This window comes from Halostella salina (assembly GCF_003675855.1).
Taxonomy (GTDB): domain Archaea; phylum Halobacteriota; class Halobacteria; order Halobacteriales; family Natronoarchaeaceae; genus Halostella; species Halostella salina.
This window is the reverse complement of the sequence record NZ_RCIH01000007.1, coordinates 144319-158193: the sequence shown is the minus strand read 5'-3', so window position 1 is coordinate 158193 and position 13875 is coordinate 144319. Positions and strand designations below refer to the sequence as shown.

Genomic DNA, 13875 nt, shown 5'->3' with positions numbered 1-13875 from the left:
CGACCGTTTCACCGACCGCTTTTTCCGAACGCCGCGACCGGTAGCGGCGTGACCGTCAGGCGAAGTACTCCACGTCGATCCGCGTCTGGCGGACGTAGAGGTCGATGCTGTCGCCATCGCCGTCCTCACCACAGCGGACCTCGATCTCGTCGCCGTTCGAGTCCACGATCTCCCAGCCGTTGCTGTCGTCCCCGAAGTAGTCGCTCCAGGCCTCGGCCTTCTCGGATTCGACCGTCACGTCGACGTAGTCGACTTCGGTGGTGTTCTCGCCGGTCCGGTTCACGGGGTACCGGAGACTACTCTTGTCGAGTTCGGCGAGCACCTGTGCGGTCCCGTCGCTGCTCAGTGACCCGTTTTCGGCGTTTAGCAGTTCCACAACCGACACCATCGCATGCGAGTCCCCACATTGGTATCGGGGTTCGGATAGCATGATATGCCGACTCCCCCCGCCGTTGCGGAAGACCGCCCCGTTCTCGTACGCGACGGTGGTGCCTTCGTACTCGTAGGTTAGCTGTCCCACGCCCCGAGATCCCATCACCTGTCGCTTCGGCGTCGAGACGGCGACCCTCGTGTCGTCGCTCACCGAGAGCGTGCCGCCAGCGAGACGGAGCTCGCTAGCCCGCGCCTCGACGTGGGTGTCCTCGATCTCGCCGACGTTGTTCGAGAGCGCGACGAACGCCCGTTCGGCGTTTCGCTGCTGTTCGTACTCCTGGTAGTCGGTGAGGTTGGAGTAGCCGAACGTGTACGTTATCCCGACGCTCGTGATGATCAGGGAGAAGATGATCACGAACGCGATCATGTCGCTCACGCCGCGGTCCGTTCCTCTCATGGCTGGTCCTCGATAGTTATCGTGGGGCTGCCATCCGTGGAGTCATACACGATCCGAACGTCGCCGCCACTCGCAGAACCGGGCTCGATGGACGCGTGATCGATGTGGACCGGAACGACCTGGTCGTTGTCGAGCACCGACGTCGACAGTACGAGGCAGGCATCGGTCTCCGAGTCGTCGATCAGCGGCCCGCTACAGTCGTCGTCGGCTCGCAAGGCGATCGTGTACGTCGCTCCGCTCACCCTATCGGGATACGTCGTGTCCAGTCTGATCCGCTCGTCCGCACCGTCGGTCGCGGTCCGGTCCAACGCCGAGATCTCCGCGCCGATCCGGTTCCCGACCGTGTCCAGTTCGTCTCTCGCAGCGCCCTGTTTCTGGTTGTCGAGGACGTTCCCCGCCGTAATGAGCAGTCCTGTCAGCAGAATCGTCACGATACCGATGGCGAGCACGTGCGTGACTGCGACCGAGACTGCACGGTCGTCGCCGCGGATCCCCCTCATGGTGCGCCCTCCCTGACCGTGACCGTCTGGTTGCTCTCGTAGCTGACCCCGCCGCTCTCGTAGGTCAGGTCGAGGTTGGCCTCATGGACGTAGTAGACAGCGTAGGGCGACGAACTCCCGTCGCGGCCGTGATACGGATCAAGGTCAGACGAAGACATGCGCTTTGGGACACTGAAACTATAGTCTCCACCCGCTTGGTCGCCGTTTTCGAAATCAATTTCGTACGGCGCTGAGAGTGTGTCTAGCCCGTCAAAGCAGGGGGTTCCGTCAACGGTCCCCGTGGAAACATTCATTCTTATGGTACCTCCACCGGAGACGGAACAGGTTGGATCCATCCCATCGTCAGTCTGATTGACCACGAGCTCTCCGGATCCGTCTTTCCACATCTCCACTCGGGTTGGACTCCCACCGTCGGACAGTACCAGAGCAAAGTCCGTTCCGGCCGTACTAACCTCCGACATCGAGACTTCCATCGTGAAGTTCTGCACATCGTAGCTGTCGACCGCTGTCCAGTCAGAACCCTCTTTGCTGCTGTATTCAGCCCCGCTATCCTGCACTACGTGCGTCCCGAACCTACTCTCGCCCTCGTCGAACTCCACGTCGACGTACGTCGGGCCGGTCTCCGCATACGTTTCGGCAAGCAACCTGCTGTACGTCGTCGATACGTTCTCGTCGACGTCGCCGACGAACTCGGTGTTGCCGTCGGTACCGTTCTCGACGGCACGGATCAGTTCGGGCACCTCGTCGGTCACCTGTCGCTGGAACTCGTCAGCATCCTCGACCTCCGAGACGGGCCCTCGGGTCGCGATGCTTTCGGTGAACAGGACGGTGTTGAACACCACCACGAGACCGAGGACGATGAACGCGATGGCGATGCTGCCGACGAGCACCAGCTGTGCCCTGTCGCCCGGCGTTCGGTCGTTCATCAGCCCCATACGACGATTCGCACCTCCGCTACGGTGTACACCGGACTGTCAGGGGCAGTGTCCCCGACGGGGAAATCGTCGGATTCCTCCACTGTATCCCCGGTCCCCGGGACGATATCGTCGTCGTATATCGTCACCGTCCTCGTCGCTACGACGGAGCTGTCGGCCGGGACGCCACGGTACACCATCGAACGGGTTCTGCCGTCCACGCCCGCGTTAGTATCCGCGTCATCAACGTCGCGGAACTCGACGATCACGTTGTACACGCGCCCCCGTTGAACGAACGTCGCGTTCAAGGTTTCACCGAACCCGCCGGGCGGGTCGCCGGGTGCGTACCCGGTCGCCGCCGAATCGCCGTACACGCCGTCGGACATGTTCAACACCTGGTGCTTCAGCGTGCCGTTGTTCGCTTCTTGGGCGAGGATGTCCTCGGCCTCGCGTTCGATCCCCGCCTGCACGTCCCGGTCGACCGTGCCGGAGGTCGTGGGGGTAATGATGATCGACTGGAGCGCGAACAGCACGGCGGTCAGGATCAGCATCGAGCCGATAAAGCCCTCCAGCGTGAACGCCTGTCCGCGGTTGTCTCCGAACATGTTACCACACCCTCACCACCAGTCGGCAGGTCGGGCTACAGATGGTCCCGCTGTCGAACGTGACGATGCGGCTCGCGCTGGCCGAGGGGCGGCCATCGTAGTCGTCACCACGCTTCAGTTCGGTCCCGGAGACCTCACGGATGACCGTCCCGTTCTGGGTACGGATCGTCACGTTGACGCGGGTGACCGTCGACAGCGCGTATCGGTCCCGGAGGTCGTCGCCGCCGTTCCCTTCGTCAAAGAACTCGCTTGTGTCGGTCGCGCGTAGCGTTCCGACCTGGCCGTCGGCCGAGAAGCCGTCGACGAACGTCGACGCGACCCGGTCCGCTTGCGCCGAGTCGCCACTGGTGACCTCCTCGTCAAACGGCGTGAAGATAGTCGGGAGGAACGCAAAGAGGAACGCGGTCGTCAGCAAGAACACGCTGATCCCGACCGCGAAGTCCTGGGCCGTCTGCCCGCGCTCGTCGCCGATCATCCGACCACCGTCCACACAGCGAGGGCGATAGTCTGGAGGATGATGACGAACTTCAGCCCGCCCATCAGCTCCGCTTCGCGCATGTAGCCGCTGATCATGCCCGAGAGGATCGCCTGCAGGGTCACCGCGTGGAAGAACAGCAGCGACAGCTGGTCGGTGTTGACGCCCTCGCTGAGGCTCGCGGAGCCGGCCGCTCCGCCTCCGGCGCCGGCGGCCGCCCCACTCCCGCCAGAACTGCCGCCCAGTCCCGCCATCACGTCGAGGAACTGGGTCTTGAGGATCGCCATCACGGCGAGCAGCGTCAGGTACGTCATGATGATGATGACCATCTGCATCCTGGTGCGGGACTTGCGCTCGCGCTCGATGTCGTCCTGGTTCTCGCTGGCCTGAGCCGCGGTCGACAGCACGTCCGTGATCTGGCTGGACGCCTCCTGTGACTTGCTGATGAGCTTGACGGTCCGGGCGAGCCGCGGCAGGTGGTACTTGTTGTTGAACTCGACCAGCGCCGCCTTGAGGCTCATCCCGTAGTTCACCTTGGCGTGGATCTGCTCGAACTCGTGGGCGAGCTTCCCCGAGGTGGTGTTCGCCACCGTCTGGAACGACTCCAGCAGCGTTAGCCCGGTGTCGTTCGCGCTCGACAGCTTCCGCAGGTTGTCGGAGATGTCGGAGGTGATCGCACCCCGCGACCGGATGTTCCACTCCCGGAAGATGGTCAGCGGCGTGAGCACGAGGTACGTCGGCATGTACACGTAGATGAACGTCCCCCAGACGGGCTGGTCGATCATCCCGTCGATCGACGTCGGGGCCGCCCCCGACGCGATCGCGGTCACGAGGACCACGAGAGCAGCCGGGACCGTCAGCGCCAGGGTGTACAGCGGGTTGTCCCGGAAGAAGATGTGTGGCCGTGCCAGCACCTGCTTCGTCTCGTAGGTCCCCTCCTTGTTCTTGATGCGGTCGAAGACGCTGTGTTCGCCGGTGAACGCCTCGACCAGCCCTAGGTCGAGCAGGCCGCCGTCGCGGGCGTTCTTCAGGCGGTCGCTGCTGCCCGCCGGTTCGAGGTAGCCGTCGCCGACTTCGTCCTGCTTGACCGTCGACACCATCACCAGGAAGCCGACCCCGGTAACCGGGATCAGGCCGTACACGGTCGCGTACAGCATGGTGTCACGGGCCTGCCCCATGATCCCCATGATGACGAGGATGATGATGAGCAGGAGCGGGAACAGCGACAGCGTCATGTACATCTCGCCGAACAGCTCCAGAGTCTCCAGGGTCATCTCCTGTTGCTGCTTGGCGGTCCGCATGTGCTTGTCCTTCTTCTCGTCAAGGAACGACTGCATGTCGCCGCCGCTGCTGACGATAGAGAGCATGTCCGTGAGGAACTGGCTCAGTTCGTCGCTGGGCGTCTCCATCGCCTGCGTCCGGAGGGCGGTCCGGTAGTCGGTGTCGAAGTACTCCGTCTCCTGGACGATGTTCTTGAACTCGTAGGCGACCTCGCCGTACGTGTCCTCGGCCTCGGCCATCGCCTCCAGGATCTCAAGCTGGTTCAGCCCGCCGACCGACAGCGCGTACATGAAGGAGACGGCGTCGGGCAGGAGCATGTTGATCTCGCGCTTGCGGGCCGACGCCCGGGAGTACGGAACCGCGACGAACGCACCGAAGCCCATGCCGAAGCCGATAGTCCCGAACACGAGCCCGGTAACCACGACGAGCGACGGGATCTTCAGCGCCTGCACGATCGCCAGCAGCGTCTCGTTGGGGATCTGTGCGCCGAGGATCAGCCCCACCTCGACGACGCCCATCACGAACAGGATGTACCCGAGCAGCGTTCCGATGAGCCAGAGGAACCCACCCGCCAGCGCTCCGATCCCGAGCGCCCGGGAGAGGTACATCTCCACGGGGTCGGTCATTCGCGCCTGTGCGAGTTTCGTCTCTACCCCGGCGACGAAGTCACTGTTCTCGTCGAACAGCATGCTGTACAGCGGATAGAACGCGTCCCCAAGCGGGTCGTCGCTGGCTCCGAACCCGCCGTCGCCGCTCGAACGCGTGTCCAGACTCATTGCTCGTCACCGTCGCCGAAGATGGACTCGTCGTCCTCCTCGTCGTCGGGGCTGAAGATCGACTCGCCGTCGCTTTCGCCGAAGATCGACTCCTCGTCCTCCTTGAAGATGGACCCGTCGTCGTCCCCATCGTCGCCGAAGATCGACTCGCCGTCACCGTCGTCGCCGAAGATCGAATCATCGGTATCGTCCTCCTCGTCGCCGCCGAACACGGCCCCGTCGTCGCTGTCGTCGCCTTCGGTCCCGCTGTCGCCGAACACCGAATCGTCGTCGCTCTCGCCGAAGACGGAGCCGCCCTCGTCGTCGCCGAACGCGTGCCCGTCGTCCGTATCGCCGTCACCGCCGAACACCGGGCCGTCGTCGCTGTCATCGTCGTCCGCGTCGAACGGCGACTGACCGGCGTCGTCGGGGGTATCGGACGGCGTCCCGTCGGCGTCCGGTCCGGGGGCAGCGCCGTCGGTCGCCGCGGTATCCGCGTCCGCGCTCACGTCGTCGTCGACTTCCCCGCCGGCCTCGCCGTCGTCCGGATCCACAGCCTCGCCCTCCTCGGGGACCGCGTCCTCCGCGTCGTCCGGGACCGGCGGTTCGCCGTCCTCGGTCCCCGGTGGGCCGTCAGCCGCCGACGGTCCGTCCTCGTTCGGTCCGGCGCTGAACACTGCGTCATCGTCGTCCACCGGCTCGTCGTCGGCCACCGTCCCGTCGGCGGGGGCCGGTGATGCGTCGACCTCCGCATCGTCGTCGGTCGGGTCGGTGAACGTCGCGCCGTCGCCGGCCGCCGCGTCGGACTGCGCCTCCGCCCCGTCGGTCGTGTTCGCGTCGGCCGGGGCGTCGTCGGTCTCGGACAGGGCGGCATCGTCCGGGGCGGCGTCGGGCGAACTCGCCGTCTCGTCCGCATCGTCCGGGGAGGGACCGGCGTCCTCGCCGGCCGCGGCGAGCGCGGGCGTCTCGTCGTCGCTTTCCGTCCCGTCCGCGGCCGACTCGTCCCCTTCGATCGCGGGGCGGTCCTCGTCCGGGGCGACGTCGGTCGTCGCGTCCGTGCGTTCCTCGTCGGCGTCCGCCGACGCGTCCGCGGCTTCGCTGTCCTCGTCGCCGAACCCGTCGTCGCTCAGCCAGTCCGGCCCCTCGTCCTCGACGGCCTCGTCGTCGCCCGACGTTCCGAACGTGAAGTCGTCCTCGTCGCCCAGCCCGAAGTCGGCGTCCCCCTCGCCGAGGTCGCCGCCGAACTCGAAGTCGTCCGCGTCCGCGCTGTCGGCCGTGATCGTCGGCTCCTCCTCGCCGCTGACGCCGGAGAGCGCGCTGCCGAGCCCGCTCGGCACTTCGCCGCGGAACTCCTCGAAGATCCGCCCCTCGGCGCGTTCGAGGATGTCGGTCGCCTCGTTGTATATCTCGTCGCCCGCGTCGGGCCGCGGCACGAGCGCCTCCTTCTCGGGGTCCACGTCGATCAGTACGGACTCCATCTCGCGGAGGTCCTCCAGACTCTCCTCCAGCTGGTCGTTCGCGATCAGCGTCAGGATCGTCTCGGGATCGTTGATGAACGCCTGGACCGTCGCGGCGACCTTCGTGTACTCGTTGAGGCCGTTCTTGATGAGGTAAGCGAGGATGACGCGGCGCTTGAACAGTTCGTCCTCAAGCTTGTCGCGGCTCCACCCGCGGTCGAACTGGATCTCGTCTAAGGTGTTCGAGTCCCCCATCTTCAGGAACTCGTCGGTCTCGGCCTGCCACTGGTACACGTCCTGGACGTTGATCTCGTCGTTCTCGGCGTCGTAGTGGTTGATCTCGGTCAACGACTTGTTCCGGCGGACCTTGTTCCCCTGCACCCGGGTCTGGGTCTGGATGGAGACGAGATCCAGCGCCGTGAACATCGTCTTCGAGACGTTGATCGGGTCGGTGGTGAACCGCTTGAGCACCTCGCCGACGGAGTCGGCGTGGAACGTGGTGTAGGTGGTGTGACCCGTCGACATGACCTGGAACAGCGTCCGGCCCTCCTCGCCGCGGATCTCGCCCATGACGATGTAGTCGGGGCGCTGGCGGAGCGCGGCCTCCAGCAGGTCGAACTCGTCGACGTCGCCCTGACTGTCGTCGGAGAAGGATGGCCGGGTGACGGAGGCGATCCAGTTGCGCTGTGGCAGTTCCACCTCGCGGGTGTCCTCGATGGAGACGATCTTCGTGTTCGAGGGAATGAACAGCGAGATGGCGTTCAGGCTCGTCGTCTTCCCGGACGCGGTACCGCCCGCGAAGATCAGGCTCTTGTGGTTCTCGATACAGAGCCAGAGGAACGCCATCTCGTCCAGCGAGAACGTGTTCCAGTTGATGAGGTCGACCGGCGTGAACGGCACGTCCTTGAACTGGCGGATGGTGTAGTTCGTCCCGTGGTCGGACACCTCGCGGCCGAGGGTCAGCTGTGAGCGGGAGCCGTCCGGCAGGGTCGCGTCGACCTGCGGCCGCCGCTTGCTGATCCCCTTCCCGGACCGCTGGGCGAGTTTGACGACGAAGTCGTCGAGCTCCTCCTCGCCGTGGTAGATGTTCGAGATGATCTGCTCGTAGTCGGTGTGGTAGACGAACACCGGCGAGTGGTAGCCGTTACAGGAGATGTCCTCGACGTTGATGTCGTGTTTGATCGGGTCGATCCGCTCGTACCCGATGAAGTCTCGCTTGAGCAGGTACAGCAGCTTCTCGACCTGGTACTCGTTCAACTGGTCCGGGTCGTCGGCGAGGATCGCCGGCTCCGGCCGGACCGATATCCCGTCGAGACCGCCCTCGGTCTCGACGCGGTCGTCCGTGTCGTCGGTCCCCACGAGCGCCCTGATCTGGTCGACGAAGGACCCCTGGCTGCCGCTGTCCGGCTCGTCGAACAGGTCGTACCGTTCGAGCAGCCGGCGGGTCTCCTTCTCGATGACCGCCTTCCGGCCCTCCTCGCCGCCCTCGACGGTGACCTCCTCGTCGGCGTACTTGATCGCCGTGCGGAGCTTGCCGGTGAGAAACTCCTGTAGCTCCTCCTCGATCTCGTTCAGGTTCGGCTCGATCGCGTAGTACTTCTTCTCGTTTTCCTTCTCGGAGTGGAACAGGATAACGAATGAGTAGGGCTTGTTGACCCAGTACCGGTCCTCCTCGCGGAAGTGGGACTTCTTTTTCAGCGGCACCTCCTTTTCGAGGTCGTAGCGGTTCGCGACCGTGGTGTGGCCCTCCTGGGTGCTGAAAAAGTCGTCCTCGGCCTCGGGGTCGAGCCGCACGTTGACGGTTCGCTCGTCGACCAGGTCGTGGAGTTCGTCCGCGAAGTCCTGCCCCTGGCTCAGCAGTCCCTCGATCTCGTCGGGGTCGTGGCCGAGCGCCTCCTCGCGGTCGAACTCGATGACGGTGCCGTCGGCGTCCCGCGGGAGGTCGCCGTCCTCCTCGTAGTAGAACTCCCACTTGTAGTGTTCCCACCAGTACTCGTCCTTGACGACCGGCGTCGACCAGATGTCGTCCTTGAAATCCTCCCAGAGTCGTTTGGCCGGCGGGGCGGCCTCCTCGGTGATCCGCTCCGCGAGGTCGTCGGGATGAAAGCCGAGGTACTCCTCAGGGTCGAACTCGACCCCGTCCCAGTCGTCGCCGGTCGGCGGACCGACCTGCTCGTCCTCCGTGCTGTCGAGCCCGAACGACCCCCCCGAGTCGCTCGTCGCGTTCGTCGGGTAGACACGGCTCACCTCGTCGCCGTGCCCGTGCTCCTCCATGAAGTCGGCCCACGTGTACTCCCCGACCGCGACGCGCTGGCCGTCGTCGGCGGCGTCCTCCGGCGGCTGTTCCTCTCCCGGGGGTCGCTCATCCGGACGTTCCCCCTCCGGCTGTGGCGTCGAGTCGTCCCCACCGTCCCCCTGATCGGCTGCCGACTCGTCCACCTCCCCTTCGAGCTGTCTCGGATCCGACTTGTCGGCGTCGTCGATAGCCATTGGATACTCCCTCTTTCCGACTAGTCAAAAAACCTTTTACCAATTATCAGGTCCGATAATTCGGACGGGACGCCCCACCGGAATTTCCCGGGACGGGATCGGGTCGGACGGGTGTTGCTTAAACGTGTGAACGCTCTAAGACGATCGGCCGTCCGGCCCGTTGCCGGCCGGCCACGAACGCGGTTCTCGACGGCGCGGTTGATTGGTTGAAATTCCTATGAATTGGCTGTCCGACTGCCCGAATCACGGGATTCGAAGCTTACGCCTCCCACGGCTCGCTTCGCTCGCCGGTGAGCGGACGTGGTGGGAGTGAGCAAACGCGAAGCGTTTGCGAGCTACGCCACGGCCGTGCGGAGCGAAGCGACGTACAGCCGTGGCGGGATTCGAACCACGCCGTCGGCTCACTCCGTTCGCCGCCGTCAGATTCGAATCCCACGCCGCTCACACGGCTCGCTAGCGCTCGCCGGTGAGCGGACGTGGTGGGAGTGAGCAAACACGAAGCGTTTGCGAGCTACGCCACGGCCGTGCGGAGCGAAGCGACGTACAGCCGTGGCGGGATTCGAACCGGAGCCAGACGGTCGGCCTCGCTACGCTCGGCCGCTGCGACTGGCAGGGTTCGAATCCCGTGCCTCGCGGTCGCTCACGTCCGTTCGCGACACGCAACGGACGTGGCGGGATTCGAACCCACGCTCTGGAGGTTAGGAACCTCCCGCCCTGATCCACTAGGCCACACGTCCGCCGAAAAAGGTCGTCGTTACTGCGTCGTGTCGGTGTTGGTGTCGGTGTCTTCGCTGGTGACGGGTTCGGTGTCGACGAAGTCGCTGTCGTCGTCGCTGCTGAACTCGTCGTCGCTCTCCGTCGAGTCCGTGGACGTGGTCCCCTCGCGCATCTCCTCGAGTTCCTGTTCGACCTCCTCGCGGCCCTTCTGGAACTCGCCCATCGCCTCGCCAGTCGACCGTGCGAGCTTCGGGATCTTGTTCGCCCCGAACAGCAGCACGGCGATCAGGAGGATAACGACGAGTTCGGGCCCGCCGGGAAGCCCCCCGACGAAGGCCGGTGCGGTTACAAGTGCCATCTCTACCCGTGGCTTACCCGCTGGCAATTATAGTCTTTTTGCTCGGGAGGCCCGTCGAGCGGGCCGACAGGTCGGGAAAGCGAAATTGACTTGCCCGCGCTGGCTGAACGCCCGTATGTCATGGTCGAAACCGGCGACGACGCACCGACGTTCACCGCACCGCTTGCCAACGGCGACGTCGACGAGTTCACGCTCTCGGCGGCGCTCGACGACGGTCCCGTGGTTCTCGCCTTTTTCCCGGGGGCGTTCACCAGCGTCTGCACGACGGAGATGTGTACGTTCCGCGACCAGCTGTCGGCGTTCGAGGACATCGGCGCGGACGTGTACGGCGTCAGCGTCGACTCGCCGTTCGCACAGAACGAGTTCCGCGAGCAGAACGACCTGAACTTCGGCCTGATCAGCGACATCGACAAGGAGATCATCGACGCCTACGACGTGCGCATGGACTTCGCCGACCTGGGCGTCCACGGCGTCGCCAAGCGCGCGGTGTTCGTGATCGACACCGACGGGATGGTCGCGTACAAGTGGGTCAGCGACGACCCCGGCGTCGAGCCGGACTACGACGAGGTCGCCGCCGCGGCCGAGGACGCCGCGTAACGGACGCCGCCCCGTTGCCCTTTTGCCGTCGCTCCACGAACCCCGTTCGTATGGCTGACACAGCGAGCGACGGAAACGGTCGCACGTACGCCCCGGACGCGGACCACGCCTTCCCCGACGACCGGCTCAACGCCGTCCTGGAGTTTCTCGACGACGACCCCGAGGTGCAGACGTATCTCGACGCGCAGAACGTCAACCCCGTGCAGCGCAAGGGGTACAACGACCACGGGTCGAAACACATCAGCATCGTCCGCAACCGCGCGCTCTGCCTGTACGACCTGCTGAAGGAGGCGGGCGTCCCGTTCAACGGCGCGGCCGACCAGGGGCTGGACGAGGCCGACGAGTCCGTCATCATCGCGCTGGCCGCGACGCTGCACGACATCGGCCACGTCGTCCACCGCGACAGCCACGCCTACTACTCCATTCCGCTGGCCGCGGACATCCTGGACCGTATCCTCCCGGAGTTCTACGACACCGAGGACGCGGTGCGGGTGAAAGGGGAGACGCTCCACGCGATCCTCTGTCACCACACCTCGGAGGACCCGCTCACCACGGAAGCCGGCGTCATCCGCGTTTCGGACGCGCTGGACATGGAACGGGGGCGCTCGCGGATGCCCTACGAGATGGGCGGGCGCGGAATCAACACGCTCTCCAGCCAGGCGATCCGCAACGTCTCGCTCCAGCGCGGCGACGAGCGCCCCGTGCTGGTCGAGATCGAGATGACCAACGCCGCGGGCGTCTACCAGGTCGACAACCTCCTGAAGGCGAAGCTCCGGGACTCCGGGCTGGAGGACGACGTTCGCATCGTCGCGGTCAACATCAACGAGGACACCGACCAGCTGGTCGAACGGATCGAGCTCTGAGATTTTTTGGTGTGTGTTACCATAACACTCATGCGCTCCGCAGTCGTACCGCCCCGTATGACCCCGAGCAAGCTACGCCAGCGGCTCGCGGAGTCCGAGGGGGCGGTCGACCCGGAGGAGTACGTCACCGCCCTCCAGTACGTCCGCGGGGATCCGGAACGGCAGTCGGGCAGGTAAGGACCCGTTAGTCGCGGGCGTTTCGCCGGAACGGTCGACTCCTTTTACCGCGTCAGCGGCGTCGCTCCGACCGGGGGAACACCATGGCAGACTCACCAGGCAGAGACACGACCGGCGAACGGACGGAAACGACCGATGACCGAACGGCCGAGGACCGACACGCCGACGACGGGAGGCACGTCGACCTGCGCGGGTCGAAACTGCTGGCCGGGTTCGCGTCGCTTGTCGGGGCCTGGCTCGCGGTGTCGCCGTTCGTGTACGGCGACGCGGCCGGCATCTCGCTGGAAGCGGCTGGCTGGAACAACGTGATCGTCGGGGCGGCGATATTCCTCGTCGCCGGCTACAACTACTACCGGATGTCGAACGGTCTGAACGTGAGCGAGGCCGCGGCCGGCCTCGTCGCGCTGCTCGGCCTGTGGCTCATCGTCGCGCCGTTCGTCGTCTTCGACGTGTCGACGGGGATGCTGTCGAGCACGGCGGTCAGCGGGCTGGTCGTCGCGGCGATCGGTGCGTACAACGCGTACAGGGGACGCGAAGCCCGCGACCGGCCGGCGGCCGCCCGGGCGACCTGATCGGAACCCGGCCGCCGACGGGCGAGCGGATCGGTCAGTCCGCCGGCTGCTCGGCCGTCGCCGACCACGCCTCGTCGACGCGTCGGGCGGCGATGTGATACTGCGTCGCGGCGACGGCGAAGGCGACCAGTGCGAGGGCGAACAGCGCCGGGAACAGCAGCGATACGCCGTGGACAAGGCTGTTGGCGAACTGTGCGGCGGCGACGAGGACGGGGAGAGCGGTGTAGGTGAAAGCGCGGCCCGGGTCGGCGCGGGCGAGCGCGAGCAGTTCGGAGCCGGACATGGTAAGCGTCTCTTATCGGGCGTTGGCTGCCGGCGCTATGAACTTTCCCATCCGGTAAGCGTCGCGTCGGGGACGTGTCCAGCCATGGATAGACCGGCCGTCGGTGACGGCGTCGCGGGACGCTACAGGTAGTCGTCGACGAGCAGGTCGAGTCGCTCCCGGGTGTCGTCGGGGACCGCCTCGGCCGGCGTGTTGAGCGTGCCCTCCAGCGCGGAGCCACAGCCGCAGTCGCGCTCGTCGGGCAGCGTCCGGATGGCGTGCTCGACGATCGCCTTGATCGCTTCCTCGTTGGCGGCGGCGTTCTCCAGCACCTCCGCGAGGCGGTCGTCGGTCTCGCCCTTCCAGACCCCCCAGTCGGTGACGCCGGTGATCGTCGCGTAGCACAGTTCCGCCTCGCGGGCGAGTTTCGCCTCCGGGATGGTCGTCATCCCGATCACGTCCCAGCCCTGTGCCTTGTAGAACTCGCTCTCGGCCTTCGTCGAGTACTGCGGCCCCTCGATGCAGACGTACGTCCCGCCCTGCTCGACGTCGGCGTCCGTCTCCGCGGCCTCGGCGGACTCGACGAGGTGGTCGGCCATATGCGGGCAGTACGGCTCCGCGAACTCCATGTGCGACACCAGGCCGTCGCCGAAGAAGGTCGGCTCGCGGTGCTTGGTGCGGTCGAACGTCTGGTCGGGCACCACGAGCGTCCGGGGCGGCAGGTCCTCGCGCAGGCTGCCGACGGCGTTGCTCGACAGCACGCGGTCGACGCCGACCTGCTTCAGCGCGTGGATGTTCGCGCGGTAGGGTACCTCCGTCGGGGAGAACTGGTGGTCGCGGCCGTGCCGCGGCAGGAACGCGACCTCCTCGCCCGCGAGGTCGCCGACCGTGATCGGCGCGCTCGGGTCGCCGAAGGGTGTCGTCACGTCCTCCTCCCGCACGTCCGAGAGCGGGAGCGCGTCGTAGATGCCGGAACCGCCCATGAAGCCTATCATGGTCGCGACTGCGAACCGCGCGGTCTTA

Annotated in this window: 13 protein-coding genes and 1 tRNA gene; 3 read left to right on the top strand and 11 right to left on the bottom strand. The window is 65.8% G+C overall.

The features are described 5' to 3' along the window. Positions 1-55: 55 nt before the first annotated feature. The 9 genes from D8896_RS14445 to D8896_RS14405 all read right to left on the bottom strand — a co-directional run bounded on the left by D8896_RS14445 (position 56) and on the right by D8896_RS14405 (position 10381). Positions 56-829, bottom strand: a complete 774-nt coding sequence (locus D8896_RS14445; RefSeq protein WP_121822819.1) for a DUF7289 family protein — start codon at positions 827-829, stop codon at positions 56-58. Further along, entirely contained in the window at positions 826-1329 is a 504-nt protein-coding gene (locus D8896_RS14440; protein ID WP_121822818.1) for a DUF7266 family protein, read from the bottom strand. The genes D8896_RS14445 and D8896_RS14440 overlap by 4 nt, the downstream gene beginning before the upstream one ends. Beyond that, positions 1326-2255 carry a DUF7261 family protein gene (locus tag D8896_RS14435; protein ID WP_162991575.1) on the bottom strand — a complete coding sequence of 310 codons (930 nt, stop codon included), beginning with the start codon at positions 2253-2255 and terminating at the stop codon, positions 1326-1328. Before D8896_RS14435 ends, D8896_RS14440 begins: the two co-directional genes overlap by 4 nt. Continuing rightward, entirely contained in the window at positions 2255-2848 is a 594-nt protein-coding gene (locus D8896_RS14430; protein WP_121822816.1) for a DUF7288 family protein, read from the bottom strand. The genes D8896_RS14435 and D8896_RS14430 overlap by 1 nt, the downstream gene beginning before the upstream one ends. 1 nt (position 2849) lies before the next feature. Next, complete coding sequence (locus D8896_RS14425) at positions 2850-3323, bottom strand: DUF7287 family protein (RefSeq protein WP_121822815.1); 474 nt, start codon at positions 3321-3323, stop codon at positions 2850-2852. Next, complete coding sequence (locus tag D8896_RS14420; protein WP_121822814.1) at positions 3320-5380, bottom strand: type II secretion system F family protein; 2061 nt, start codon at positions 5378-5380, stop codon at positions 3320-3322. Before D8896_RS14420 ends, D8896_RS14425 begins: the two co-directional genes overlap by 4 nt. After that, positions 5377-9306, bottom strand: a complete 3930-nt coding sequence (locus D8896_RS20155) for an ATPase, T2SS/T4P/T4SS family (protein ID WP_121822813.1) — start codon at positions 9304-9306, stop codon at positions 5377-5379. The genes D8896_RS14420 and D8896_RS20155 overlap by 4 nt, the downstream gene beginning before the upstream one ends. 663 nt (positions 9307-9969) lie before the next feature. Further along, positions 9970-10043, bottom strand: a tRNA-Arg gene (locus D8896_RS14410). 17 nt (positions 10044-10060) lie between these two features. Next, entirely contained in the window at positions 10061-10381 is a 321-nt protein-coding gene (locus D8896_RS14405) for a twin-arginine translocase TatA/TatE family subunit (RefSeq protein WP_121822812.1), read from the bottom strand. 120 nt (positions 10382-10501) lie between these two features. Here D8896_RS14405 and D8896_RS14400 point away from each other — a divergent pair, with 120 nt between their 5' ends. The 3 genes from D8896_RS14400 to D8896_RS14390 all read left to right on the top strand — a co-directional run bounded on the left by D8896_RS14400 (position 10502) and on the right by D8896_RS14390 (position 12590). Next, the gene (locus D8896_RS14400; RefSeq protein WP_121822811.1) at positions 10502-10978 is read left to right on the top strand and encodes a redoxin domain-containing protein; all 477 of its coding nucleotides are present in this window, start codon (positions 10502-10504) and stop codon (positions 10976-10978) included. 50 nt (positions 10979-11028) lie between these two features. Beyond that, the gene (locus D8896_RS14395; RefSeq protein WP_121822810.1) at positions 11029-11841 is read left to right on the top strand and encodes an HD domain-containing protein; all 813 of its coding nucleotides are present in this window, start codon (positions 11029-11031) and stop codon (positions 11839-11841) included. 260 nt (positions 11842-12101) lie between these two features. Beyond that, on the top strand, positions 12102-12590 hold the full coding sequence (locus D8896_RS14390; RefSeq protein ID WP_121822809.1) for an SPW repeat protein: 489 nt from the start codon (positions 12102-12104) through the stop codon (positions 12588-12590). A 34-nt stretch (positions 12591-12624) separates the two neighbouring features. Here the strand turns inward: D8896_RS14390 and D8896_RS14385 are convergent, their stop codons facing one another. Together D8896_RS14385 and mtnP are read right to left on the bottom strand one after the other, a co-directional pair. Beyond that, positions 12625-12873 carry a hypothetical protein gene (locus D8896_RS14385; RefSeq protein ID WP_121822808.1) on the bottom strand — a complete coding sequence of 83 codons (249 nt, stop codon included), beginning with the start codon at positions 12871-12873 and terminating at the stop codon, positions 12625-12627. Between the two features lie 122 nt (positions 12874-12995). Continuing rightward, complete coding sequence (gene mtnP / locus D8896_RS14380) at positions 12996-13847, bottom strand: S-methyl-5'-thioadenosine phosphorylase (RefSeq protein WP_121822807.1); 852 nt, start codon at positions 13845-13847, stop codon at positions 12996-12998. Between the last annotated feature and the right edge of the window lie 28 nt (positions 13848-13875).